Origin of the sequence: Phormidium pseudopriestleyi FRX01, from assembly GCF_017313335.1 — a bacterium.
In the GTDB taxonomy this organism is placed as follows: domain Bacteria; phylum Cyanobacteriota; class Cyanobacteriia; order Cyanobacteriales; family Laspinemataceae; genus Laspinema; species Laspinema pseudopriestleyi.
This window is the reverse complement of the sequence record NZ_JAFLQW010000640.1, coordinates 1-26,838: the sequence shown is the minus strand read 5'-3', so window position 1 is coordinate 26,838 and position 26,838 is coordinate 1. Positions and strand designations below refer to the sequence as shown.

Here is a 26,838-nt window from a genome sequence, read left to right as displayed (position 1 = left end):
GCTTTATCTCTTGAGGATTTCCTCACTGAGTCTTCCCTAAACTTGAGCGGTTCCCGACTCATCAGGACTCTGAGGTTCTGTCCAAGGGAGCCTGTACTAAAATCTGGCTCCCTTTTTGTTGCTTTCCTCGGGGTGGCTGGGGCTCCACTCTGGCTCAAGGACTGGGAATGGATCCTCTGTTGAGTGGATTGGATCCTCTTAACCCAGATTTTGAAGCCCGATCGCCTCCCATAACCGCATTTCCCCGCATCAAGGTTGTTGACACCACATCTAGTATTAACACCGGATTTTATCTCTACTAATAGCGTAAAACCGCGTTAAAATGGCTCTCGACTCCCCTGGATTTTCAGGGAGAATTGTAACGAAATGTTACAATAACACCGTCAAAGTGGTTTAGCATCTTGACAGTCTGAAAAGGAATCGCTAATATGGTTCACATACCCGGGTAAATCAATTTCAGCGTCCTATGCAAGACAAGCAAAAGGTTACATTGTATCTGCCACCAGAACTGCATCGCCAGCTCAAAATACGAGCCGCAGTAGACTCCGAGCCAATGTCAACCATTGCCGAACGAGCCATAGATTTTTACCTGACTCACCCCGGCGTGGTAGACGAATTAGAGTCGTTCCACGGGCGCACCCATAGGGTCTATAACTGTCCCGACTGCACCAGCTCAATCGTGATGCGCGATGGAGAAATGGTATCTCTCAAAAACCAGCCGAGTATATTGGCTGATGAAGGGTTGACAGTTGAGAAAGTGCCAGCGGTTACCGCGAACACCGATCAACAAGGTGAGGAACAACTCGTTCCCTGCTAAACCCACCCACTTCCACCGGGAAGTAAATTTAGTGCTCCGCATCTAAACCCAGGGGCAATAAAGATCTAGCAATATTGTTGGCACCGTTTGTAGAAGGTCGATGGTCATGAAAGAAGAGCTCAATATCTTAATCCAAGCTCAATATCCTTTAATCTACCTCGTGACCTCCGAGGAAGAACGGGCCGAGCAGGCGATCGCAACGATTGCTCAGATCAAGCCCCAGCGTAAAGTCTTTATCTGGACTGTGACGCACGGGATCGTGGAGTATGGTCAACCCCGCAACGTTACCCAACACAATACTGTGTCGCCAGAAGCGGCCATTGAGTGGGTGGTACGGCAGCGCGAGCCTGGTTTGTTTATCTTCAAAGATTTACATCCGTTTATCGACTCTCCAGCAACCACCCGGTGGTTGAGAGATGCGATCGCCAGCTTTAAAGGCACGCAAAAAGCCATCATCCTCATGTCACCGCTCCAGCAAGTTCCCATCGAGCTAGAGAAAGAAGTCGTCGTCATTGACTTTGCTCTGCCCGACCTGGCCGAACTCAATCAAGTGCTATCCCAGCAACTAGAGACGAGTCGGACTCGCAAAATCACGACCGAAACGCGGGAAAAACTTTTAAAAGCCGCCCTAGGTCTGACGCGAGATGAAGCCGAAAAAGTCTATCGCAAAGCGCAAGTCACCAGTGGAAAACTGACAGAAGCTGAAGTGGATATCGTCCTATCTGAGAAAAAACAACTCATTCGACGTAATGGGATTCTCGATTATATAGAAGAGGACGAAACCCTAGATTCCGTTGGTGGTCTTGAAGAACTGAAACGCTGGCTTAGACAACGATCCAATGCCTTTACGGAAAGGGCACGAGAATATGGTTTACCTCAACCGAAAGGAATGTTAATTCTTGGGGTTCCGGGTTGTGGCAAGTCAATGATTGCCAAAACGACCGCCCGCCTGTGGGGTTTACCCTTACTCCGATTGGACATGGGTCGAGTGTATGACGGTTCGATGGTGGGGCGATCGGAAGCCAACCTTCGCAACGCCCTCAAAACAGCCGAATCCATTTCCCCAGTGCTGCTATTTATCGATGAATTAGATAAAGCATTTGGTGGAAGCGGTGGATCATCGGACTCCGATGGAGGCACATCTAGCCGCATCTTTGGTTCATTCCTGACCTGGATGCAAGAAAAAACCTCCCCCGTGTTCGTGATGGCTACAGCCAACCGAGTCGAAAGACTACCGGGCGAGTTCCTCAGAAAGGGACGATTTGACGAAATCTTCTTCGTTGACCTTCCTAACGACGAAGAACGCCAAGAGATTTTTAAGATTCACTTGAGCAAACGGCGTCGAGAGATCGATCGCTTCGATATCGAGCAACTGGCGAAAGTCTCGGATGGATTTTCCGGGGCAGAAATCGAACAAGCTGTCATTGCAGCTATGTACGAGGCGTTTGCTCAAGACAGAGAATTTACGCAGCTAGACATCATCGCCTCGATAAAGTCAACGCTACCGCTGTCCAAGACCATGACCGAACAGGTCACCGCCCTGAGAGATTGGGCCAGACAGCGAGCTAGACCAGCTGCTTCTTCCATCGCTGAATATCAGCGCATGGAGTTCTAAAGGCTTTCTCCTGGGTTTTCCAGGAGCAAAGGCTAACCCAAATATATCGGGTTAGCAGTTTTCAAAAAACCGCAATCGCGGTTCCCTTCAAACCCAAATGTTGTCGTTTCTTTAACTATCTTACTGGAGGAAATCCAATGTCTCACTTTAGCACTCTTCGTACTAAAATCACCGATGCCGAAATCCTCAAGACTTCTCTGCGCGACTTAGGCATCAGCGTTAAATCCGATGCGGACGTTCGTGGTTACAATGGCCAACGTCTTCGTTCCGACTTGGTTGCAGTTCTCGAAGGCGAATATGATCTGGGCTGGTCTCGCAACAGCGACGGCACCTACGACTTGATCGCTGACCTGTGGGGTGTTGCTAAGAAGCACAATCAGACCGAACTGATCAACGCTATTAACCAGAAGTACGCGGTTAATAAGACTCTCAATGAAGTTCGTCGTCCCGGTCTGCAAAACGCCAACGTTAAGCTCGTTGTTCAATAGACATAGAGCGCGTTCCCTTGAATTACGGGTTAACCGATCGCAGGTTAGCCCGTTTTTTTCTGTCGGGATAGATAATCGCGCTTTTGTCCTTGTTCCTCAGCAGGGATGAATGCCTTGCCAGGGAGTCTCTTTATTCCCGTGCTTTATTAAAGCGCGATCGCCTCTACCTCTCCCGATTTATTTGTCCTGGGCTGATTGACGACTCCCTAAGATACCGAGTTGAAAACAGAATTCTGCAACCGATCGCCACAATACGAGAAACAAGTCCTTTAGAATAAGCCAGAGTGAAATTGTATTGATACTGTTTATATGCAAACCTTAAACGTTGAGCTAGAGCGAAAAATCCGAGACTTAATTTACCAATGTGGGACCCTGGCTGAAGAGTTGGCGAAACAACCCTACTCGGTCTCGGAAAAAGGGCCAGAAGATTATGTCACCAGTGTGGATCGGGAACTCGATCGCCTGTTAACCACTGGATTTTCTGAGTTATTTCCCCAAGATGGAATTATTACCGAAGAAAACGAGCGATCGCGACTGGCATTTAATGGCGATCGGCAACGACTCTGGTGCATTGACCCCCTGGATGGAACCGAAGGATTTATTCAAGGGAAGCCCCATTACTCCGTTATGATTGGCCTACTCTCAAATTTTCAACCGATCGCCGGTTGGATTTACGCCCCAGCTTTAGATCAAATGTATTATGGCGGGACAGACTGGGGACTCTTTCAATCCGTCGGGGGTTCAGCAGTGGAACCCTTATCCCCCGTGGAACCTCCGCCACCGAACTCATCTGCTTGTCCGATTATGCTTGGGGACCGGGACCAACGCAATTTTGGGGAGGCGATCGCCTCTTTTGTCCCGGGAATCTGTTATTCCTCCCTCGGCAGTTTTGGTCTGAAAGTGATGGAAGTCATTTGTGGACGCGCCGGACTCTATCTGTATCTGAATGGCCGAGTCAAACTATGGGATACCGCCGGTCCTGTGGCCCTCGCCAAAGCAGCGGGGTTAGTCTGTTGTGATTTAGAGGGAACACCCCTGAGTTTTGAACCCGCCGCACTTTTTTCCGATACCTTGATTCACAAACAACCGATTTTAATTGGATGGCCGAGTTATGTAGAAGCTTTGCGATCGCCCATTTGCGAAGCAGTATTAGCCACTCAAACCCCCTAGATCAAGGATGAATATTCTGCCGTCATCCTTCCGATGACTGCAACTGAAGCTGCAAGGGTTTATCCGCTTGAATTTCCAGACCGCGAAAATCCTGATTCACTGGGGCTTTTTGACTCTCCGACGGCCAGAAGACCCAGCGACTGCCTCGGGGTAACTGATTCAGACTGGCGCTATTTTGGGTCAGCCAAATTAAGGGTAAAAAGGGCGGTTCTCCTACGGATGCCTGTTCTTCTGAGGCTTGAGTTGCAGCTAAGGCTTCTAAAACTCGGTTATTGCCATGCACCAAACCTGTTCCTGCGGTCCAGAGTCGGACATTAAGTTGGCTGCGTTCGGCATAGCAGTATAAAGAAGCTGCTGCAATGACGGCGGCTTCAAAATCTTCTAAATTCCAAGAACTGCCGCTATCTAGGGCGATAATGACTTCTTGTCCTCCGGTGGAAACTTCTAATTCCCGGACCCGCAGTTCTCCGAAGCGAGCGCTGCTGCGCCAATGGATTAAGCGAGTGGGGTCGCCATATCGGTAGGGTCGCACTGTGCGGGTAATGCCTTCCGTTGCCATTTCAGCGCGCCGATCGCTATGAACCAGCAGGCTATCTTCTTGACCCATGCGATCGACTAGAGGACAGTGACTCAGGGGTAAAACTTGGGGATAGACCAATGCCATAGCGGGGACTTGGCGCGATCGCCTGCACCAAAATAAGCCCAGTGGGGTGGCGGATCTTAACTGGACCTCATGCCAGCGATAAATACCCCGTCGTTGGGTGGGGTAGTAGTAAACCCAATGATGAATGCCATGAGGGGGGATTTCTTCGATGGCACAGCGAACGGGTTTTCCCAACACGAAAGGAATCAGATCCTCAACTTGCACCAAGGTTTTTGGCTTTGCCGTCTGATTGGCGATCGCCAGGTCCAGGGTGAGGTCTTCCCCTGCACTGACGGGTTCGATGGGGGTGCGCTGGACTTGTAAATCCTGGAGCGATCGCACCGGCAACACGGCGGCAGTTCCCAACAAGGCAAAACTCACGCCACTAATCACATACAGCCATCCGGCCATCGTATTCGTTGCAGCCGCAAAGAAAAATATCGCCAGGGTTAAGAGTAACCAACCGGCATAGGCAGGGGCTACCCAGTGAGTTTCCAGCCAGTTGGCGATGCGATGGGGGATGCCCGTTTTTTTGGAGCGAGCTGCAATGGGTTCTGCTACAGTCATAATCGATGCCTTAGCCCTTACAGTAGCGGGTCGGTTGATTTTTCTATGGTAATCGCAATTTTAGGCGATCGCTACTGCCATTGAGGGTTCTGGGATAATTGGACAAGAAAAACTGGGCTAGAGTATCTCTAACCCAGACCGAGGGCGAACAATGAACACTGTGAATGCTTCCAGGGAGTTCCCCGATTGATGCGGAGGGGGTTTCTCATGCCCTTGGAACTTCTAAATTTTGGTAGCGGCGACTGCCTGGGGGATTTAGCTTTTGCTTTCGAGTTCTATCTTAACTCAGTGATTGCACGGATGTCAATCCTTAAATTTTTTAGAATCTTTGGAGACTCTTCCGGACATTTGCTGCAAAAAATCCCCCAAAACCCCTGGATTAAAAGGGGTATCAAGATTTTATCCTCGGGAAGGGCGATCGCCACTTTACTCAGTATTTGTCCTGATACTGGGGCCGATGCTACAAAACTTAACCTAAATTGTTTCATCCCTGATATCTGGCCGATGTAGGGTTCCCCAGTTATGACCCCGGGCAGATTTCATGACTTGATAGCTTTAGTTCGCCACGGCAGTACAATGAACATAGCGGCACGAGTGAGTCTAACGACTCAGGGAGGCAATCCGAGGCACGCCTCGGGTCCTCAGTTGGTAAAAACCTGCCTGGGTCTGACCTCGCGATACCGGCTTAATTTATTAGGCCAGAGGAATTGCGATCGCACTCTAGGCCGGGATCCAACAGTCCCGCTTTGAGCGGGTCAAGACTTACTTAAAAGTCTTTGTCAGTATATTGGTTGACCGAACGTTCTTGTGGCGTCCGAGATAGTAACAACGTGGACTTAAAACAGCTCTTCAAAACCCCGAATCCGATTATTGGTGTTGTCCATTTACGGCCCCTGCCGACCTCTCCGAGGTGGGGGGGCAGCCTCAAAACTGTCATTGAGCGAGCCGAGCGAGAGGCCACAGCGTTGGCATCAGGCGGGGTTGATGGCATTATTGTCGAAAATTTCTTTGATGCTCCATTTACTAACGGCCAGGTCGATCCAGCCGTCGTGAGTGCGATGACCTTGATCGTGGATCGGCTGATGAACTTGGTAACGGTGCCGATCGGAATCAACGTTTTGCGAAATGACGCCCTGAGTGGATTGGCGATCGCCTCCTGTGTCGGTGCCAGCTTTATCCGGGTCAATGTCCTCACTGGGGTCATGGCAACGGATCAGGGCTTCATCGAAGGACAAGCGCATCAACTGCTGCGCTACAGGAGAGAACTCGGCAGCGAGGTCAAAATCCTGGCGGATGTGTTGGTGAAGCACGCACAGCCCTTGGGTTCCCCCAATCTGACCACCGCTGTCCAAGAGACCATTGAGCGCGGTTTAGCCGATGGGGTGATTCTCTCCGGTTGGGCAACCGGGAACCCACCTTCTTTTGAAGATTTAGAACTGGCGATCGCCTCCGCTAAAGGTACTCCCGTCTTTATTGGCAGTGGTGCTAACTGGGAGAATATTTCTACCTTAATGCAGGCAGCCAATGGGGTTATTGTCTGTAGTTCCCTCAAACGACATGGACAACTGGAACAACCCATTGATCCAATCCGAGTCAGTCAATTCGTAGAAGCTACTCGCCGGAGTCTCTCTCTCGAAACTCCCCCCTCTTCACTTGCGGCTATCAAGCTTCATTCGGGGTGAGGGCCGGATGAAGGAATCAGGATGAAGGGGGACAATTCATCCTGATTCCTGATCTGGCTTTTTCCTCCCAATTGGAGATCTTTATCATCCAGTTTCCTGAAATCATCCCTCCCCCTTCATCTCGTATCCCTCCCCCTTCATCTCGTATCCCTCCCCCTTCATCCCGTATCCCTCCCCCTTCATCCTGCGGCATTCATCCTTCGGCCTTGAGCATTCCCCCTTCCCCTAAGCGGATATGCCACAATCAAATTGTCATGGTTGCCCTACTTGAGCAATCAAGAGCCATCGTTCGTCGAAAAGAACGATTCTGAACACCCCGATCTGAGGAAAAGAGTCGTCATCCCTTGCCTGATCAAGTCGTTGATCCGCCCAAGTCTGAACTGACTCAGTGATCGGCAACGGTTCCAGACCCTATAGTAAGTCTCAATCATTCTGACAATAGAATTAAGGAGTGGGAGCATCTTGCTCCCCATGAGCACTAGGGAGCAAGATGCTCCCACTCCCTTTAAAAATTGTCCAATTCATTTAGAGGTGCTATATCCAGGAAGGCGAAGCAAGTTCCTGGGTCTAAAACTGGAGCGTTAAACAGTTTTACCCCGATGAAGACAGTCTGTTCAACAATAGTACCGACCGATAACATGATTTAAGTGGGTATCACTCCCAGAATGGAAGGGGTGCCTACCCAAAAAAATACTATGCGTACAGGGTAAAACGTTTGAGGCGGTAATTGTCCCGTTGAAAGTGCATTACAAAAGCACCCCAGGCCAAGTCACCCCAAGGCGATAGTCATCATCAATGCTCACCGGGGTTAAACCCCGGTGATGCTCGTTTTCTCCGAGGTGTAAAGACTCTCGGTTTGCACATTACCCAATTTTTCTTATGAGACGCCGACGTTCTACTCCGTGGATTTACCGATGGTCGCGTTATATCATCGGCGCGATCGCAGTTTTGGGTCTTTTAGAAACCGCTTTTTTGACAGTCGTTGAGTTTACCGGGTCCGCTGCGGCGGTTTGCCCAACCACAGGCTGCCAAATTGTCCTGGAAAGCGAATATGCCAAAATCTTTGGGTTGCCCCTCACCCTATTTGGGTTTCTAGGCTATACCACAATGGCTATTTTGGCCTTGGCTCCCCTGTTGGTCAAAGAAGAGACCCAAAAAGATTTGAAATCCCAGCTAGACAACACCTCCTGGTTGCTGATGTTTGCGATCGCCTCCGGGATGCTGGTGTTTAGTCTATACCTGACTTATGTCATGTTTTTTACCCTGGAAGCCGTCTGCCCTTACTGCTTGGTTTCGGGAGTGTTTTCAGTGTTGCTGTTTGCCTTAACCCTGCTGGGGCGAGATTGGCCCGATCGCGGCCAACTGTTCTTTATCGGCATTATCGTCGGCATGATTACCCTGATTGGAGCCTTGGGAGTCTATGCCAATGTCAATAACCCAGGGGCCAATGCTTCCGCAGACAACTCGATTGTTCAGCGTCAGGCTGGACGCCCTCCTTCCAATGCAGGCTGGCCGATTTCCACCTCATCCGGTGAAGCTGAAATCGCCTTAGCCCGACATCTAACTGCCGTAGGGGCCAAAGATTATAGTGCCTATTGGTGTCCTCACTGCCATGAACAAAAAGAACTGTTTGGAAAACAAGCAGTGAGTGAGATTAACTACATTGAATGCGATCCCGTCGGCCAAAATCCTCAACCTCAACTCTGCAAAGCCGCTCAAATTGGGGGATATCCCACCTGGATCATCAACGGGGAACAGTATCCAGGGGTGCGATCGCTCTCTGAATTAGCGGCATTGTCCGGCTATCAAGGGCCAAGTAACTTTAAAAACGTCTTACCGAGTCCCTAACCCACCCTGAACCCCAGGATCCGAGAAATTCCCAATGCGGTTTGAGGCTGGACTCGCACTGGGAAACTCCGGATCCCAGTCCTTTTTCTGAGCAGATTAAATTCCATAGAAAGCCGGGATTTCATAAAAATGCAGCCCCTTAAAGGTCCAAAATTACTCTGGAGTGCCCTAACGCAACGGTGGCAACAAAGACTTAGAGACTGGAGTGGGAGCATCTGGCTTCCCTTTAAGGCTGTTGTCGGTGTGGCCGGGTTTGTGTTGGTTCTGCGGTCCACGGGACTGTTACAGTCTCTGGAATGGGCGGCTTATGACCAGATGTTTCGTTGGCGTCCCCCGGAACTGAGGGACGATCGCATCCTGATTGTGGGAATTGACGAAACCGATATCCGGGAATTCCAATCCTGGCCGATTTCCGATCGCGTCTTAGCCGAACTGCTGCAAAAACTAGATAGCTACTCTCCCCGGGCGATCGGTCTGGATCTCTATCGAGATATTCCAGCCGAACCTGGTCACGCTGAGTTACAACAGGTCTTTGCCACCACCCCCAATCTAATTGGAATTGAAGAGGTGCCCATCGCCAACAACCTCATTGGGGTCCGTCCTCCCAAAGTCTTAGCTGAATTGGGTGCGGTGGGATTTAACAATGTGGCGATCGATTCCGATGGCAAAATCCGCCGTAATCTCCTCTATTTATGGAGTGATGAGAAATCCTACCAAAGTTTTGCCTTAAAGCTGGCCTTAATCTATCTCCAAGGCGAAGGAATTAAACTTCAACCATCACTTGAGCATCCGGAGCATTTTCAACTGGGTCCCCTCAGCTTTCCCCGGTTTGAACCCAATGATGGACCCTATATCCGCCAAGATAATGGCGGTTATCAAGTGCTGGCTAATTTTCATCAGGGTTCCCCGGGTGAGTCTGAACTGGTCCCCTATCGCCAGGTGTCCATGAGGGCGGTTTTAGAGGGTGAGGTCCCGGCGGATTGGGTGCGCGATCGCGTGGTCTTGATTGGTTCAACCGCTACGAGTATCAATGATTTTTTCTACACCCCCCATAGTGCCGGATTGCTCCAGGCCCCTAAAAAAGTCTTTGGAGTCCAGCTTCATGCCAATTTTGTCAGCCAAATCCTCAGTGCGGCCTTAGATGACCGTGCTCCCTCGATTTTTTTCGGGTCTGAACCCATCGAATGGCTGTGGATTGTGCTTTGGGCGATCGCCGGTGCCATCATCAGCTCCACTTGGCGATCGCCCGTTCGCCTAACTGGGAGCATTCTCCTAGCTTCCATCACCCTCTTTGGTTCCGCAACTCTTCTATTTTTTATCGGCTGGTGGGTCCCCTTAATTCCTCCCCTCTTAACCCTCATCGGTTCTGCGGGATTGCTCACGTCTTACATTGCTTATCATGAAGAAAAATTAAAACGCTCTTTTGCCGAATCTAAAGACTTTTTAGACCAAATCATCAATACCATCCCCGACCCCATTTTTGTTAAGGATAAAAACCATCGCTGGATTGTCTTAAATGAAGCCTATTGTCAATTAATTGGCTATCCTTTACAGGTAGTTCTCGAAAAATCAGATTATGAAATTTTTTCCACCGATGAAGCCAATCTCTTTTGGCAGGAAGATGAATGGGTCTTGACCACAGGTTTACCTCATGAAAATGAAGCCAAATTGACCGATGCCACTGGAACAGTACATTATATTGCCACTAAACGCTCCTTGCATAAAGATTCCGCCGGTAATGTCTTCTTAGTTGGCGTGATTCGAGACATTACTGAACGCAAGAAAATGGAAGAAGAACTCAAACGCACGGCGTCAGAATTGGCTCAGTCGTACCAAGAATTAAAGGTATCTGAAGACCGATTACGCCACCAAGCCTATCACGATAGCCTGACCAATCTTCCCAACCGCAAATTATTCTCAGACCGGCTCAATCAAGCCTTAGAATGGGCGGCGATTAACAACCAAATTGTGGCGGTTTTATTTATTGATTTAGATGGCTTTAAACAAATTAATGATACCCTCGGACATGACAGCGGCGACCAGTTATTGAAAGAAGTGGCAAGACGACTCACCGCCTGTTTGCGGGGGAGTGACACGGTAGCACGTCTGGGGGGAGATGAGTTTACCGTGATTTTACCCGCCATTCCTCGGCAGCAAGATGTGGCGAGCGTCGCGCAGAAGATTATGACGACCTTGGGGGAACCCGTGGCGATCGCGGGAGACTTGATTCAGGTCACCGCTAGTATCGGAATTAGCTTGTACCCCTTGAATGGGGAAGATGCAGATACCTTAATTAAGCGTGCAGACGCGGCAATGTACCGTTCTAAAGAACTTGGTAAAAATCAATATGAATTTTTTGAAGTTTCATAAACTTCCGCACCTGGGAAGATGAAAGATGAGGGTTCAATGATATCGAGCAGTTCTCTCTCGATCCAAAGAGGGTTAATTTTGCCCCCCTAGACCCGCAATTAAACAGGGGATATTCGGATTGATTATGGAAAATATTAATTTATGTTAAGAATCGAATTAATAAATACATAAACACTATTGTCAAGATTACTAGACATTTTAGAAAACATCTACCGATTCACGACACCAGATTCCGAGTAAATACGGATACCCCTGAACCTGAGCGGAGTTCAGCTTTGGTCAATTTCATTGAACTCACAGGTTTTAACCCCCAGACAGGGCTCTCCCCCGTCAAAAATATCCTCAGTAAATCCACGGTACCGCCCCGCAAAAAAATTTTTCAGGTACTGGACAAATCCGTGAATCTACTGATAAACTAAAAAAACAGGGGACATCTAGTTAGGAAGGTTATTTTATGGGGTCAAGGGTGTTATGTTTACGTTCCTTCGGTCTAGTACAATCACTCTATTTTCAATCAGCAGCTTGCTAGGGACAACCCTAGCCATCACGAGCCTGCAAACAAGTTGGACTCCTGAATCGATCCGGAATACAACCGGCTCGAATGCAGAGATTTCCATTGCCGAATATGAACCGCCAAGACCGGGTAACGGCAAGCCCCAGGGTGAAACACCTGGAGCCGGAACCCGCTGTATTTAGTGCTAAGACTTGCCCTCAAGATTTTATGGAGAAACCCTCCCGTTGCTTTAAAATCCGGGCTACTCCTGACGCTTCATCATTATATTTATAGGAAAGCCAAACCTACGAATCTGCGAAAGAAAGGGCAATCGGGAGAAATGGCAGAACCATCACAGGGGAACCCTGCGCCAGGATTGGTTCTGAACCACCGTATGAGCTTGCCAATTGGGATCCGTATGGGGATAATCTAAGCGATAGTGACCGCCACGACTTTCGGTCCGAAACCTCGCACTGGTGAGAATCAAGTACGCTCCATCCAGTAAATTGCGGGTTTCCGACCACTGAATGAGCAGTTCGTTGGCATTGGGGATGGAAAAATAGACCCCCTGACCAATCACTGGATTTAATAAATATTGAGACAGAGGAAGGGCAGCAAATTCGGCTTGCCAGGTATGAATTTGCCCGATCGCCACTTCTAAGGCCGCTTGTCCGCGCACAATTCCCGCACTTTGCCAAACCAGCAACGGTAGCGATCGCCGCAGTTCTTGAATATAAGCTTGCTGTGCCGCTAAATCTGCCCCCAAGCGACGACTCTCTAAGCTGACTGCCTCTTCCCGGACCCATTCTCCCAGATTCGGATCAATTTCAATCGTCCCTAACTGAGCTCCAAAGACGAGACATTCCAGCAGAGAATTACTCGCTAGACGATTCGCACCATGTACGCCGGTATTGGTCGTTTCACCCACGGCATACAAACCGGGAATCGAGGTCCGTCCCCACAAATCCGTCTGAATCCCCCCCATCCAGTAATGCGCCGCCGGTGCCACTGGAATCGCTTCCTTAAATAAATCCACCCCCCAAGTTTGGCAAACCTGGATAATATTCGGAAAGCGATGGCGAATTCGCTCGTCGGGAATCGGTCGCAAATCCAGCCAAACGCATCCCGGGGTGGGATCAGTTCCCCAATTCTGAAGATGCTTAAAAATTGAGCGGCTGACCACATCTCGCGGTGCCAGTTCTCCGGCAGGATGGTAGTCGAACATGAAGCGATATCCGCGATCGTCCAGCAAATGAGCGCCCTCACCCCGGACTGCCTCACTGATTAAAAATCTGGGGGCCTCCGCTTTGGTGAGTGCTGTGGGATGAAACTGAAAAAATTCTAAATCTCTTAAAACTGCACCGGCACGCCATGCCATTGCCACTCCATCCCCGGTACTCACGGAGGGATTGGTAGTTTGGGCGAAGACTTGACCGCCGCCGCCTGTGGCGAGAACTACGGCACCGGCACGCACCCAATAGATCTGACCCTGATATACCAGGCGGACTCCCTGGCAGCGTTCGGTCTCTGGGTCCATCCACAGATTCAACACAACGGCATTTTCGATCGCCTGAATATTCGGGCAACTCAAGACGCGACTGCTCAGGACGCTGACAATGGCCCGACCTGTGGTATCTGCCGCATGAAGAACTCGGCGATGGGAGTGAGCGGCTTCTAGGGTTAACGCCAGGGTGCCTTGATTGTCCCGGTCAAAGGCCACTCCCAGTTTTAGCAAGTTTTGAACACAGTCCGGTGCTTGTTCAGCGAGAAACTTGACCGCCTCCAGATCACACAACCCAGCACCAGCAATGAGTGTATCTTCGATATGGAACTTGGGGGAATCATCAGAGGCGATCGCAGCGGCTATACCCCCCTGCGCCCAATCGCTTGCGGACACCGGCAAGCTATCTTTCGCAATTAAACCCACGCGGTAAGTATCGGGTAGGCACAGGGCTGCATACAAACCCGCAGCACCGGCACCGACGACCAATACATCAAAAGCGGTGGGTATGCTCTGATTGAGACCGGGATCGAACTGTGACGGATTGCTCAATGAAAAATCGCCCCTTGTCAAGTAGTTGAGCCGATTATATAGGCCAGGGTAAATCATTTGGATCATTCGGGTCGCGGTGTTGCCAATCTCTCCCTAACCCTCCGGGGTCTTGCGTGGGGGGAAAAGGGCCTACCGCCTATTGCTCCAATGATTTAGCAGCCCTATAGAAGCTCTTTATATTACCTTAATTGACAAAGGACCAAATTAACTCGCTCTGTTCTACCGGAACAGGACATGGTTTAGTAATAGCCGTTATTGATGCGATCGTCGCCTCCAATTAACGAGATTTCCGGGTCGGTGACGGTAAAATTATCCAGATTGGCTTGTAGCAATTCTTTTTGGCGATCGCTCAGGCTGGTAATGTTTAAAACATCCTCAACTTTCTCGTAGGGGGCATTTTGGACAATTAACCCGGCCAGGGTCGGATACAGTCCCCGATACTGCCGGAAAGCTCGAACGTTGGTGTTATTTAAGTCAATTTTTTCGCCAAACTCAGTCGCCAGCTTATCATCGACGGGATTGCGATACTGGGGTTGAGAGACTAAAATTGTGGATTGCAAGGAGATCCCCCTCCAGCCAGCGGCGACTGCATTCTGAGGAAATCCTAACCATCCCAGACAACCCACGACTAAGCCGAAGATTGCGACCAGGCGAACCAATCTTTGCATAACTTTATTCCTTTGTTTCTCATAAACAGCCTTTTAATAGAGACTACCATTTTACCTACAGATTTTTTTTGGATTTCTTCCAAATCAGCAGATTTTTTCCCGAAAGGGTCTGTATCCAAGGGGTACTGATCCCCTTCGAGTAGGGGCTGTACAGGAATTCACCGGACAGATCCGGTGACCTCCATCAAGGGGCTTGAGTCCTATATTCTATTTAAAGGGGGAATTTTAGCGGTTGGCAGCTTGGGAACGCAAAAAGGCATCCAGGTTGGCGAAGGAGCAAGCGTAGGTGATGGTCGGCTTCTCGTATCCCTTGAGATGGACGCTATGCTGCTTGAACAAGTCCTCATGTCCAGGGACGGTCCGACAGTATTTATAAGTGGTTTCACCCAGGGCAATATCCAGACCGATTTCCTTGGTGGCGGACTCTAGGCGAAAGGCGGCGTTGACGGTATCTCCTAATGCGGTGTAGTCCGGGCGATCGCCCGATCCGGTATTGCCAACCATGCCATATCCGGTGTTGACTCCGGCCCCTATTCGCAGCGGAAAGGGCAGGGGATAGCGTTTATTCAGGTCTTCGGTAATCTCATACAAGGAATTGAGGGCCTGGAAAATTCGCAGCATCTCTTCATCGCTGACTTCTTTGGTGCTGTGAAACCAGACTGCCATCACGGCATCGCCGATATATTTATCCACCCAACTGCCGCGATCGCGAATAATATTCCCGGCACAACGAAACCAAGTGCCAATCACTTCCGAGAGGATTTTCTCATCCAGTTGTTGAGTCAAAACGGTGAAATTTCGGATGTCAACTACCATCACCGAGATTAACCGGCGCACGTGTAAGGCGGCGGTGACGGTAAAATCTTTCGCAGTTCCTAACTCTTCTGAGCATTCGCTGAAATCACTCACGGGACAGAAGAATTCCAGGTCGGTTTGTCCGAAGGTTAGGCGATCGCTATTGTGCAAGATCACCGGGATACTCACTCGACGGCCATTGACAAAGGATCCATTGCGACTCCCAAGGTCGATCAAATAAAATTCCCCGGTGTCCATGCATTGCAGCATGGCATGGGCGCGGGACATCCAGCGGTCCCCGATTGCGAAATTATTATCTTCACTTCGTCCAATAGTCCAGCAGTTACCTCCCACTAACGGGAGATAGCGGTTCCCTGCTTCAGTTCGCAGTACGAGATGAGGAGTGGGTGGGAGATTTGCCACAGGTTAAGCACCAACGTTATGGAATGGTAACGCTCTTATTTTAAAAGGAGTAACCCTAGACTGAAGGTCCACCACCTTTCTGAGCAAAGGTCTAGGAAAGTTGTGGGTTCTGGGTTGGTGTTGTTAAGTTTGAACACTTCCACATTCAACGATGCTTAAACCTTTTTAAATCAGATGCTTAACCCTGATGAGGGGATATTAAAGCTTTAATCGACCGTTCAGGCGGCTAGGGCTGCCAGCCAAAACAAGCTGTCTACAACAATTGTACTCAATACTGCACCCCCAAACGCCCACCATTTTAGCTCATGAGAGCGCAAGGGTAAACTACCAACTCCTAACAATAGGATTCCCAGTACCGCAGCCCAACCACAGCCCCAGGGGGTGTTGACGATCGCGATCGCACTCTGAAAAATCGGAATAGCCAGTTCCGGTTCAACTTGCATCAACTGTCGCCAGTGCGGAATTAAGTTTACTGCATAAAAATAAACATCGGTGACAGTGGTGCCAAATAAGGAACCCAAATAAAACCAGCTTCCGATCGCCAGTTGGCCGCGCCACAAACACCACAGGGCAACCGGCAGCCCGATCGCCTCTAGGGGTAAATGCAGCAAGGGTTCCCATCGAAACCATCCCCAGTAGATGGCTCCGGCCAACCAACTGCCGGTAAATCCCATTAATAAATCACCCCAAATCTGGCCGCCATCCCGCGATCGCAAGACCTGCGCCAGCCCTAACCACCCCACACTCATCGCTACCGCCACCAGAGGCAGATGTCGCACTAAAGGGGCTTCAAAGAAGACGGGGACCGAGACCAGAAAAGCAGCAGCAGCAAACATCCGCCACCGTTGACCGACTCCAATTTGGCTAAATGAACTGTTCAGACTCAGGCTTGCAGATTTCACGGCGGCTCCAGGGTCGGTATAGAAAGGCCAGGATTGATTTAACAACTCTTTAATATTCTTTACTTAACTTCATCTTATTTAAGATATCACAAGAAATATCCCCCCCTAGGGGATTTTCCTGTTTAAATTTTACTCGATTCCTGGAATTACTGGGAAAAGAACAGGACCAACCCGGGCCATTTGTGATGGGTGACCCGGGATTTTATAGAATCAATGCAAAATTTGGCGCTCCAACTTGTGGCTACATCTTAAATTCCCAATTGAGAATATAATGCCTTTGGTCTGCTCTGAGGCATTCTCAACAGGGGAAAAAAGCCTGGGGCACCAGTTGCTCGCCTCTGATCTCAACTCAAGGAATCTCGTCCAAAAAGAAGATTAAGAACTTCTCCTGGAATAAATCCATCCACAATGAAGCTCAAGTTTAGATTTTCCAGACAGATAACATCGGAAAAATTCATGGGACTATCACGCAATCAATTTTTCACCCTAGGGAGTTTCGGTGCCATCGGCATGGCGATCGCCGCCACCACAAAAGCACTCAGCACTGAGCTCCTAGGCCCCAGCCGCATGACTGGCATCACCACGTCCCTAGCGGGGTTGACATCGAGTCCGCAAATCTTGGCTACGACTGAAACCGCCACGGACATCATGGAGATCACCCAACCGGAAACCGCGATCAATCTATTTCAGGCGATCGTCCTCGGGTTCGTGCAGGGAATGACCGAATTTATCCCGATTAGCAGTACCGCCCATTTACAAGTCGTCCCTGTTGCCCTGGGTTGGGGAGATCCCGGGGTGGCCTTCAGTGCTATTCTGCAACTGGGCAGCATCGGGTCCGTGCTCTGGTATTTTTGGCCCGATTTGAGTACCCTAACCAATGGAGCAGTGCGGGCCCTGGTGCGGCGTGAATATGATGACCAGGACTTTCGGATTGTGTTGGGCATTCTCGTCGGATCAGTGCCAATCATCGTATTTGGGTTAATTGTTAAATATGTGATTTACGAGTTTTACGACGAAAATCTTCGGACTATCACCGCGATCGCCGTTGTCTCGATCTTAATGGCAATCTTGCTCGGGATTGCCGAACGCTTTGGGATGCGAAAACGCAACTTTGGGCAACTGAATCTTAAAGATGGACTATTGATGGGACTCGCCCAGGTACTCGCCGTGGTTCCAGGGTTTTCTCGGTCCGGTTCTACCATTACTGCCGGATTATTCATGGGGTTAGATCGCACCACTGCCGCCCGCTTTTCCTTTTTGCTTGGCATTCCGGCGATTACCTTAGCTGGATTAGTCGAACTCAAGGATCTGCTGACCTCAAATTTGGACAGCATCGGCATGGTCCCTCTGGTGGGAGGATTGATTTCATCCGCCCTCTTTTCTTATCTCTCCATCGCATGGCTGATTAATTTCTTAAAAACCCAGAGTACCTGGGTTTTTATCTGGTATCGGATAGCCTTTGGCAGTGCTATTTTAGTTGCCCTGGCCTTGGGTTGGATACAGCCCTAGTTTAGGGTACAGACTATCAGACTGCTCATTTCCAACCCTCTAAGGGAGGGGCAGAAAACAATAGGTTGATTGGGTTATTCCATGCCATCAGCGTTACGGTGCCTCAGACAGATAACGGGTGGATCAAAGCAATAACCGATCAATCTGACGGAATTTACAACCCTGTCTTGCACCTCACCCCACTGAGATGGGGCGATTTGATAGTTTGGCATGGACTAAGCATATAATAGGGAAGCAGCACCTTCTAAGGGAGAACTGAATGATGTTATCGGTTCCAGGCTATCAAATTCTTGCAAAAATTTACGAAAGTTCCAACACCCTTGTCTATCGAGGACGTAGAGAGTTCGACGGACAACCCGTTATCCTGAAAGTTCTCCATAAAGACTATCCCACGGACCAAGAACTGGCTAGTTATCAACAAGAATATGAATTAATTCGGTCTTTTAATTTAAACGGTGTTATTAAAGCCTATAGCCTGGAAAAATATCAAAATACCTTAATGATGAGCCTAGAGGATTTTGGGGGAGAATCCTTAAGGCAGTTAATCACCTCCCAAAAATTTACCATCCTCGGATTTCTCAACCTCGCTATTAAAATCGCCGAAAGTTTGGCGGAACTGCATTCAGCGAATATTATTCACAAAGATATTAATCCGGCGAATATTGCCTTTAACCCGGTGACGGGACAACTCAAAGTCATCGACTTTAGTATCTCCACGGTGTTGACCCGAGAACATCCCACGGTAGAAAAGTCCGGTGCTTTAGAGGGGACCCTGGCTTATATGTCCCCGGAACAAACCGGCAGAATGAACCGATCGCTCGATCGCCGCAGTGATTTTTACTCCCTGGGGGTGACTCTTTATGAACTTCTGAGCGATCGCCTGCCTTTTGAAACCACCGATGCGATCGAATTAGTGCATTGTCACATTGCGATCGAGCCAACTCCCCCCCATCACCATAACCCAGAGGTTCCCAAAGCCCTCTCGGACATCATCCTCAAACTCCTGGCGAAAAGTCCCGAAGACCGCTATCAAAGCGCCTGGGGGTTAAAAGCCGATTTAGAGGAATGTCTCAGCCAACTGAGAACCACCGGGACCATTTCCGAGTTCCCCCTGGGACGGATGGATATTTCTGATAAATTTCAAATTCCCCAAAAATTGTATGGTAGGCAATCGGAAATCGAACGATTTATGAACGCCTTTGAGCGGGTCATGGGCGGGCATACCGAAATGATTTTAGTCGGCGGGTATTCCGGCATTGGAAAATCGGCGTTAGTCGATGAAATTAAACATAAAATTAACCAAAAAAAAGGCTATTTTATTTCTGGAAAGTTTGACCAATTCCAGCGTTATGTTCCCTACTCAGCCATTGTCAGCGCCTTTTCTGATTTAGTGGAACAACTCTTAACCGAAAGTGAAAAACAGCTTGAAGTTTGGAAAGACAAGATATTAAATGCTCTGGGTTCTAACGGTCAAATTATTATTGATGTTATTCCAGAAGTTGAGCTAATTATTGGTCATCAAAATCCAGTCACTCAACTCGGACCGAGTGAATCTCAAAACCGATTTAATTTAGTTTTTCAAAACTTTATTCGCGTCTTTTGCACCCCACAAAATCCCTTAGTCATTTTCCTGGATGACTTGCAGTGGGCAGATTCGGCAACACTCAAGCTAATTGAGTTAATGATGACCGATGAACAGACCCGATATCTATTTCCCATTGGGGCTTATCGGGATAATGAAGTCAACCCCACTCATCCTTTGACCCTCACCTTGGATGGATTGCGGAAACAAGGGGCAACGATTAATCAAATGACCTTAGCCCCCTTGGGGATTGACCAAATCAACCAACTGATTAGTGAGACATTGCATCAGGACCGGACCACTGTACAACCCTTAGCAGAATTAGTGGTTCAGAAAACCCAAGGGAATCCCTTCTTTGTCAATCAATTTTTGAAGACGCTGTATCAAGAGAACCTGCTCATCTTTAATCCCAATGCCGGTACGAACCAAATTGGGGGATGGCAATGGGATATTGAGCAAATTAAGGCCGTGGGGATTACGGATAATGTCGTTGAATTGATGATTAGTAAATTGCGGAAGTTGCCAGAAGCAACCCAGGAAGTGCTCCGTCTAGGGTCCTGTTTGGGGAACCAATTTGACTTAAATACCCTGTCCTTAATTTATGCCAAGGAATCTTTTGGGACTTTTTCTGATATGTCCCCGGCGATCGCCGAGGGATTAATCCTACCCATCACCCCGGAAGAAGTCACTGACCCAAGTTCTATTAATCCCCTCTTAATTCTCAACTATAAATTTTTACATGACCGAGTGCAGCAGGCCGCTTATGCCTTAATTGAAGACTCCCAAAAAAAGGCAGTTCACCTGCAAATTGGTCGGATGTTAGTTGCCAGCACCCCGGAAGAATATTGGGCGGATAGAATATTTGAACTGGTGGATCATTTGAATGTAGGCCGATCGCTGATTGAGGAAGAGGCGGAAATTATAGAACTGGCGACTTTAAATTTAGAGGCAGCTAAAAAGGCTAAAAATGCCACCGCATATATCGCAGCCCAGCAATATTTAAAAGCCGGGATGGACCGTCTCACCGAAACCATTTGGGACCGCGATTATGAGTTGATTTTGGAACTCTACAAACAACGCTCACTGGTTGAGTACCTCAATGGCAACTTTGAAGAATCGGAAACCTTTATCCAGGAAATTCTCAACCGGACCCAATCGGTTTTAGAAAAGGCGGAAGTCAAGAATCTGCTGTTACTGCAATATGTCTTACGCGGGGAATACAGCCTCGGGGTAAAAACTGGACGGGAAGCCCTCAGACTCCTGGGAATTGAGTTACCTGAAACAGATTTGCAAACGGCGATCGGGGCCGAATTTGCTGCCGCCAAAGCCAAATGGGAAGGGAAAGAAATTGCCCGGTTAATCGATGAACCTCAGACCACTCGACCCGAAATCAAAGTTGCCTTAAAACTGCTAACCACCGTTGCCCCGCCAGCCTACTTGATTGACCCCCAACTCTGGATGGTGATCGTCCTCAAAGGGGTAAATCTTTCTCTGGAATATGGCAGCATCCCTGAGTCTTGTATTTCCTTTATCAACTATGGACTGCTGCTGAATTCAGTATTGGGAGATTATAAATCGGGCTATGAATTTGGATTATTAGCGGTAAATCTGACTGAAAAATGGGAAAGCATTGAACTAAAAAGCAAGGCTTATGCCGGATTGGCCAACGGTTTAATTTTTTGGTTTAAACATATCAAAGAAGCCAAAAGCCTCAACAAAGAAGGATATCAAGCCGCCTTGGAATCTGGGGATTTAGAATATGCAGGTTATATTCTTCATAATACAGTTCTTAACTCCTTTTTTGAGGGTCAAAACATCTTTCAAATCAGTAAAGAAACCACTTCTTGTTTCCATTTCACCCAAAAAACCAAAAATCAAATCTCAAGTGACCTCGCCCTGGGGTTACAACTGATACTCTTTAATTTAATGAAAATCACACCCGACCCCCTAGAATTTTCTTATGAAGAAACCAGCGAAGCCGAGTATTTGGCAAGTTGTTATCAGGACAATAAATTTTATGCCCTCTGTAGTTATTTAATCCGAAAATTACAGGTTCTCTATCTCTATAATCGCCTAGAGGAAGCCAAGACTTGTGCCTTAGAAGCGGAAAAATATCTGCTGTATATTACCGGCACTCTGCCAACAACGGACTATAATTTTTATCACTCCATGCTGTTATGTGCACTGTATGCTGAGGCATCACCCGAAGAACAAACGGAGTATCAGGAGAAAATCGCCGCTAATCAACAACAGATGAAAGTTTGGACCGATAATTGTCCCGATAACTTTGAACATAAATATCTGTTAGTGGCAGCGGAACTCGCCCGGATTGCGGGAGACGAAGAGGAAGCCCTTGATTTGTACGATCGCGCCATAGAATCCGCCCGCAAATATGACTTTATCCAAAACGAAGCCTTAGCTAACGAACTGGCGGCACAATATTGGTTCCAACGGAATAAACAAAAATATGCCCGAGTTCACCTGCGAGAAGCCTACTATGGATATCAACGCTGGGGTGCGTTGAGAAAAGTCACCGAATTAGAGGCGATTTATCCGCAATTACTGACCAAAGCACCGGGTCATTCCGGGGCGATCGACACTCGCACCACCGCGATTCATACCACCACCGACAATCATGCTGGTATCCTGGATTTAGCCTCAGTAATGAAAGCATCTCAAGCAATTTCAGGAGAAATTGTTCTGGATAAATTACTGGCAAAATTGATGAAAATATCCATCGAAAATGCTGGGGCACAAAAAGGATGTTTAATCTTACTGACGGAAAATAAACTAACCATTGCCGCCGAAGCGTCAGTCGATCGCGAAGAAGTCACCGTCGCTCAAACTGCACCGGGAACCCTGGGAGGGCGATCGCTCGAACCGGATCAAGTCCCCGTCACCATCATTAACTATGTCGAACGGACGAAATCCGATGTCGTCTTAACCGATGCTGCCACCGAAGGCAAATTTACCGCCGACCCTTATATTATTTCCCACAACTTAAAATCGGTTCTGTGCCTTCCGATCCTTGATCGCGGTCAATTAATTGGAATTCTATACTTAGAAAATAATCTCACCACAGGAGCTTTTACCAGCAATCGATTAGAAGTCTTAAGACTCCTCTCAGCACAAGCCGCAATTTCCCTAGAAAATGCGCTTTTATATGCCTCTGTCGAGCAGAAAGTCCAACAACGCACCCAGGAGTTAAACGAAAAAAATACCCGCCTCGAACAAACCTTACATGAACTGCAACGGACCCAAGCGCAACTGATTCAAAGTGAAAAAATGTCCGGACTTGGACAAATGGTAGCCGGAGTTGCTCATGAAATTAATAATCCCGTGGGATTCATTTATGGCAACCTCACCCCTGCTTCCCAATATGTCCAAGAACTGCTGAATTTAATTCAAACCTATCAACAGGAATATCCCAATCCCACCCCAATTATCACCGAAACCCTGGAAGAACTCGACCTAGAGTTTCTCGTGGAAGACTTGCAGAAACTGCTTGATTCTATGAAAGGAGGCGCAGAACGGATTCGCAATATTGTCCTCTCCCTGCGAAACTTTGCGCGTCATGATGAAGCAGATATGAAACCCGTGGATATTCATGAAGGCATCCAGAGTACCTTGATGATTTTGCAACCGCGACTCCGATGCGAAGGAGAACAACGGGGAATTGAGGTGATTGAAGACTATGCCACTTTACCCCGAGTCACCTGTTACGCCTCGGAACTGAATCAGGTGTTCATGAATATTTTAAGTAATGCGATTTATTCGTTAGAAAAAGATGAAAACATAGCGACACCCATGATTCAGATTCGCACCGAACTCAGTAGTCGCAACTCGGCGATCGTCCGTATTTCCGATAATGGTCCCGGAATGAGCGATGAAGTATTAAGGCGGATTTTTGACCCATTTTTCACCACCAAACCTGTAGGTTCCGGGACGGGACTCGGGTTATCCATCAGCTATCAAATTGTTGTAGAAGCACATGGTGGAGAACTCACCTGCACCAGTGCACCGGGAAGCGGGACCGAATTTGGCATTGAAATTCCCCTGCAACCGCGATCGCGCGTGAGTTAACCCACAACCCCCGAAACCCGGTATCTCGAAACAACCGGGTTTCTAAATCCACTCAACATCTACCTTACTCGCTAAAAATCCATGAGTGAATCTTCCATCCGTCCAGCCGTCATTACCAAAGTAATTCCCGACTCTATCGCCGCTGAAATTGGCTTTGAACCCGGAGATGCGATCGTTTCCATCAACCAACAAAAACCCCGAGACTTAATTGATTATCAATTCCTCTGTGCCGATGAACTCCTCGAACTCGAAGTCATCGATACCCGAGGCAAAACCCATCAATTAGAAATTGAAAAAGACTACGATGAAGACCTTGGACTCGAATTTGAAACCGCCTTATTTGATGGATTAATTCAATGTAATAATCGCTGTCCCTTCTGCTTCATCGACCAAAAACCTCCGGGAATGCGAGATACCCTCTATCTCAAAGACGATGACTATCGCCTCAGCTTTCTCTATGGTTCCTACCTTACCCTCACCAACCTCAGCCAAAAAGAGTGGAACCGCATCGAACAAATGCGCCTCTCTCCCCTCTACGTTTCCGTCCATGCCACCGAACCCGATATCCGCACTCGCCTGTTAAAAAATCCTCGCGCCAGCCAGATTCTCGACCAATTAAGCTGGTTTGAAGAAAAACGCCTACAAATTCATGCTCAAGTCGTCGTTTGTCCCGGCATTAATGATGGAAACCACCTCGAAACCACCCTCTTAGATTTAGCCAGATTTGGCAGTGGAGACATTCCCGCCGTCGCATCCGTAGCCGTCGTCCCCGTCGGCTTAACTCGCTTTCGTCCCGAGGAAGATGAACTCATCCCCGTCACCGCAGAAAAAGCCCGAGAAGTCATCCAAAAAGTCCAAACCCTACAACTCAAATTCCGCAAAACATTAGGCTCAACCTTTGCCTGGTTAGCCGATGAATGGTTTCTGATTGCCGGTGAAGAATTACCCCCAGAATCTGACTATGAAGACTATCCCCAAATTGGCAATGGCGTCGGTTCTATCCGTCAATTCTTAGAAGAGTTTGATGAAATTGCCGCAGAATTATTGCCGCCAAAGGTGTCTCCCCCGCGACAATTCACCTGGGTCGTGGGAAATGCCGTAGAAAAAGCCTTTCAACCCATTGTAGGCCGCCTCAATTCAGTAGAAGGATTGCAGATAGAAATGGTAGCCCTCTGTAGCGACTTCTGGGGACAAACCATGAGTGTCACTGGAGTGTTAACAGGTCAAGATTTGCTGAACGGGTTGGAAAATAAACAGTTAGGCGATGCAATTTTGTTACCCGATGTGATGTTAAAACATGGGGAAACCCGGTTTTTAGATAATATGACCGTTGAAGATTTAGCGGCTCAATTAAAAACGCCGATATTGCCAGTCAGTGGGATTGATGGGTTAATTTTAGGTTGTATCAATGGGATGTCAGAGTTAGTGGAAATGTCAAAATAAGCCTTTTATGCAGGATTCGTTTCTATAGGCCCAACCGATTGAGGGTTAGAAAACATTGCCATCACAATATTTAATCAACTAAGCTATACTGTATTGTTAGCGTTCGTCTGCACCCAATACAAGAGTATTCCAGAGGCAAACAGTTACGGAAGATTATCAGGGCCTCGGTCTCCTATTCAATCAGGAGGCCACATCCAACGGGTTTTGTAATAGATTAGTTCCTGATTAGTTGCGTTTGTTTGAAAAACCAGATTTCTAACCTCTAGTGTACCGATGCCCTAGGATGCTAAAATAATTAAGAGACTGAAGTGGAGGAGCTAAGACTTGATTATTCTATGTACGCATAATGATGGCGGTGTTGGAAAAACTACTTTAGCCGTTCATATCGCCGGTGTGTTGCTTAACAGGGGAGATAGCGTCCTTCTCGTTGATTGTGACGACCAAGCCGACCTTTGGCAATTTTTTACAAAGGGTCAGATTCCAACTAAGCTACAAGATTCATACAAAGTAGAAAATAGTAAGGTTATTTGGAATAAAGATAAAAAATCTATCAAGAAAGAAGCCAATCCAATTTATTTTGATCATGTGGTTTTAGATATTGATAGCCCTCTTCAAAATACGGTTCAGGTTATCCTGGGTAATGAGCCAGATTTGATTTTAGTTCCAATTAATGCCTCTCAAAAAAATAAGGCTTTGCGTAATCTTCCGAGGACTTTGAAGGTTTTTTCTCAACTCGAATCTAAAACGGGTTCAAACCCACAGGTTATCATTGTGCCTCTTGGTATCACAGCTAAATCAGTTGAAGATGTTGTCTCTAAAATTCTCTCCAATGATAAACCCAAAAGTTGTCGAATTGCGCCAGAAATGGAAAACTTGCAAAATGAAATTCAAGATGCAACTTATCAAAATTATGAATATATTTGGGAAAAAGAGAGTTATGCTGAATTATTTGATTATTTCTTAGCCTTGCTTGAACCTTAACTGATCTATAAATGAAAGAATGGAGGATTAAAATCAATGAGTAAAAATACTTCTCAAAATCCTAAATCGGATATAATTGCAGATGCAGCGATCGCTCAGGCCACCAGTAATTTAGAAATAGAGGATAAAAATCAAGACAATCAACTAAAGTATCTGCTCACTGAATCAGAACTTAAAAAAATGCAAGCGCTTTCCGAGGCATTAAGGACTAGCCGCGATCAGTTACCAGGCTGGGCGATTAGCTATGCCAATTTTGTCAAAAAGAAAATAAATGAAGCAGACCCAAATCAGCCTGTAGTAGAGGTACAAAAGATTTGGCAAGAATGGAAGGATGGCCAACTGAAACACTATCACAACGAATTGGATGATCAGAAAGACTTGATGAAAGATGCCAAAAAAAAGGATAGATATCAACGTACCTTGATGTTAACGCAAGACATAGCTGAGAATTTGGAAGAATTAGGAATGAAAACCACACCTGGAGAATGTATTTTTTTAGGAGTTATTTTAATGCATCACAACTTAATAGTGAATACTACTTTACCTGGTAAACAGCCCAGTCAAGTTTAAAGACTATGGATTATTTAGAAATAGATGCTTTGGTTAATGGAATCATCAGTTCTAGTGAAGCCGTTAAGCAAGATTTAGGGCGGCGTTTTGCGGCTCACTTGGGGTTGACTCCGGGTCAAGCTGGAAAAGATGGGGG

Annotated in this window: 18 protein-coding genes; 13 read left to right on the top strand and 5 right to left on the bottom strand. The window is 47.7% G+C overall.

The features are described from left to right. The first annotated feature begins 466 nt into the window (after nucleotides 1-466). The 4 genes from J0895_RS24210 to J0895_RS24195 all read left to right on the top strand — a co-directional run bounded on the left by J0895_RS24210 (nucleotide 467) and on the right by J0895_RS24195 (nucleotide 4,090). Nucleotides 467-817 carry a slr0373 family blue light stress response protein gene (locus J0895_RS24210; RefSeq protein WP_015149338.1) on the top strand — a complete coding sequence of 117 codons (351 nt, stop codon included), beginning with the start codon at nucleotides 467-469 and terminating at the stop codon, nucleotides 815-817. Between the two features lie 106 nt (nucleotides 818-923). Beyond that, complete coding sequence (gene ycf46, locus J0895_RS24205) at nucleotides 924-2,432, top strand: stress-responsive protein Ycf46 (protein WP_207090541.1); 1,509 nt, start codon at nucleotides 924-926, stop codon at nucleotides 2,430-2,432. A gap of 137 nt (nucleotides 2,433-2,569) precedes the next feature. Next, nucleotides 2,570-2,920 (top strand): DUF1257 domain-containing protein, encoded by a 351-nt coding sequence (locus J0895_RS24200; RefSeq protein WP_207090540.1) that lies wholly within the window; start codon nucleotides 2,570-2,572, stop codon nucleotides 2,918-2,920. Between the two features lie 309 nt (nucleotides 2,921-3,229). Further along, nucleotides 3,230-4,090 (top strand): 3'(2'),5'-bisphosphate nucleotidase CysQ family protein, encoded by an 861-nt coding sequence (locus tag J0895_RS24195; RefSeq protein WP_207090539.1) that lies wholly within the window; start codon nucleotides 3,230-3,232, stop codon nucleotides 4,088-4,090. A 22-nt stretch (nucleotides 4,091-4,112) separates the two neighbouring features. On the opposite strand, the gene J0895_RS24190 is transcribed toward J0895_RS24195, so the two are convergent. Continuing rightward, nucleotides 4,113-5,300, bottom strand: a complete 1,188-nt coding sequence (locus tag J0895_RS24190) for a DUF58 domain-containing protein (protein ID WP_207090538.1) — start codon at nucleotides 5,298-5,300, stop codon at nucleotides 4,113-4,115. Between the two features lie 300 nt (nucleotides 5,301-5,600). Between J0895_RS24190 and J0895_RS24185 the strand changes: the two genes are divergently transcribed. From J0895_RS24185 to J0895_RS24170, 4 genes are all read left to right on the top strand, one after another. Further along, a complete protein-coding gene (locus tag J0895_RS24185; protein ID WP_207090537.1) occupies nucleotides 5,601-5,810 on the top strand; it encodes a hypothetical protein in 210 nt (69 codons plus the stop codon). A 320-nt stretch (nucleotides 5,811-6,130) separates the two neighbouring features. Next, the gene (btpA, locus tag J0895_RS24180; RefSeq protein WP_207090545.1) at nucleotides 6,131-6,982 is read left to right on the top strand and encodes a photosystem I biogenesis protein BtpA; all 852 of its coding nucleotides are present in this window, start codon (nucleotides 6,131-6,133) and stop codon (nucleotides 6,980-6,982) included. A gap of 879 nt (nucleotides 6,983-7,861) precedes the next feature. After that, the gene (locus J0895_RS24175; protein ID WP_207090536.1) at nucleotides 7,862-8,830 is read left to right on the top strand and encodes a vitamin K epoxide reductase family protein; all 969 of its coding nucleotides are present in this window, start codon (nucleotides 7,862-7,864) and stop codon (nucleotides 8,828-8,830) included. A 129-nt stretch (nucleotides 8,831-8,959) separates the two neighbouring features. Continuing rightward, nucleotides 8,960-11,200, top strand: coding sequence for a CHASE2 domain-containing protein (locus J0895_RS24170; RefSeq protein WP_207090535.1), 2,241 nt, complete (start codon nucleotides 8,960-8,962; stop codon nucleotides 11,198-11,200). 845 nt (nucleotides 11,201-12,045) lie between these two features. Here J0895_RS24170 and nadB read toward each other — a convergent pair. The 4 genes from nadB to J0895_RS24150 all read right to left on the bottom strand — a co-directional run bounded on the left by nadB (nucleotide 12,046) and on the right by J0895_RS24150 (nucleotide 16,534). Next, complete coding sequence (gene nadB / locus J0895_RS24165; protein ID WP_242541561.1) at nucleotides 12,046-13,803, bottom strand: L-aspartate oxidase; 1,758 nt, start codon at nucleotides 13,801-13,803, stop codon at nucleotides 12,046-12,048. 182 nt (nucleotides 13,804-13,985) lie between these two features. Next, nucleotides 13,986-14,414 carry a photosystem II complex extrinsic protein PsbU gene (gene psbU, locus J0895_RS24160; RefSeq protein ID WP_207090534.1) on the bottom strand — a complete coding sequence of 143 codons (429 nt, stop codon included), beginning with the start codon at nucleotides 14,412-14,414 and terminating at the stop codon, nucleotides 13,986-13,988. 225 nt (nucleotides 14,415-14,639) lie between these two features. Further along, nucleotides 14,640-15,632: an FHA domain-containing protein gene (locus tag J0895_RS24155; protein WP_207090533.1), complete on the bottom strand. Its 993-nt coding sequence runs from the start codon at nucleotides 15,630-15,632 to the stop codon at nucleotides 14,640-14,642. Nucleotides 15,633-15,850: 218 nt separating this feature from the next. Continuing rightward, nucleotides 15,851-16,534, bottom strand: coding sequence for a DUF3120 domain-containing protein (locus tag J0895_RS24150; protein ID WP_207090532.1), 684 nt, complete (start codon nucleotides 16,532-16,534; stop codon nucleotides 15,851-15,853). Nucleotides 16,535-16,990: 456 nt separating this feature from the next. Between J0895_RS24150 and J0895_RS24145 the strand changes: the two genes are divergently transcribed. The 5 genes from J0895_RS24145 to J0895_RS24125 all read left to right on the top strand — a co-directional run bounded on the left by J0895_RS24145 (nucleotide 16,991) and on the right by J0895_RS24125 (nucleotide 26,702). After that, nucleotides 16,991-18,043, top strand: coding sequence for an undecaprenyl-diphosphate phosphatase (locus J0895_RS24145; RefSeq protein WP_242541560.1), 1,053 nt, complete (start codon nucleotides 16,991-16,993; stop codon nucleotides 18,041-18,043). A 259-nt stretch (nucleotides 18,044-18,302) separates the two neighbouring features. Then, nucleotides 18,303-23,708: a trifunctional serine/threonine-protein kinase/ATP-binding protein/sensor histidine kinase gene (locus J0895_RS24140; RefSeq protein ID WP_340643578.1), complete on the top strand. Its 5,406-nt coding sequence runs from the start codon at nucleotides 18,303-18,305 to the stop codon at nucleotides 23,706-23,708. 81 nt (nucleotides 23,709-23,789) lie between these two features. After that, the gene (locus tag J0895_RS24135; RefSeq protein ID WP_207090531.1) at nucleotides 23,790-25,151 is read left to right on the top strand and encodes a TIGR03279 family radical SAM protein; all 1,362 of its coding nucleotides are present in this window, start codon (nucleotides 23,790-23,792) and stop codon (nucleotides 25,149-25,151) included. Nucleotides 25,152-25,475: 324 nt separating this feature from the next. Beyond that, nucleotides 25,476-26,132 (top strand): ParA family protein, encoded by a 657-nt coding sequence (locus tag J0895_RS24130; protein WP_207090530.1) that lies wholly within the window; start codon nucleotides 25,476-25,478, stop codon nucleotides 26,130-26,132. Nucleotides 26,133-26,168: 36 nt separating this feature from the next. Then, nucleotides 26,169-26,702: a hypothetical protein gene (locus tag J0895_RS24125; RefSeq protein WP_207090529.1), complete on the top strand. Its 534-nt coding sequence runs from the start codon at nucleotides 26,169-26,171 to the stop codon at nucleotides 26,700-26,702. Nucleotides 26,703-26,838: the final 136 nt, after the last annotated feature.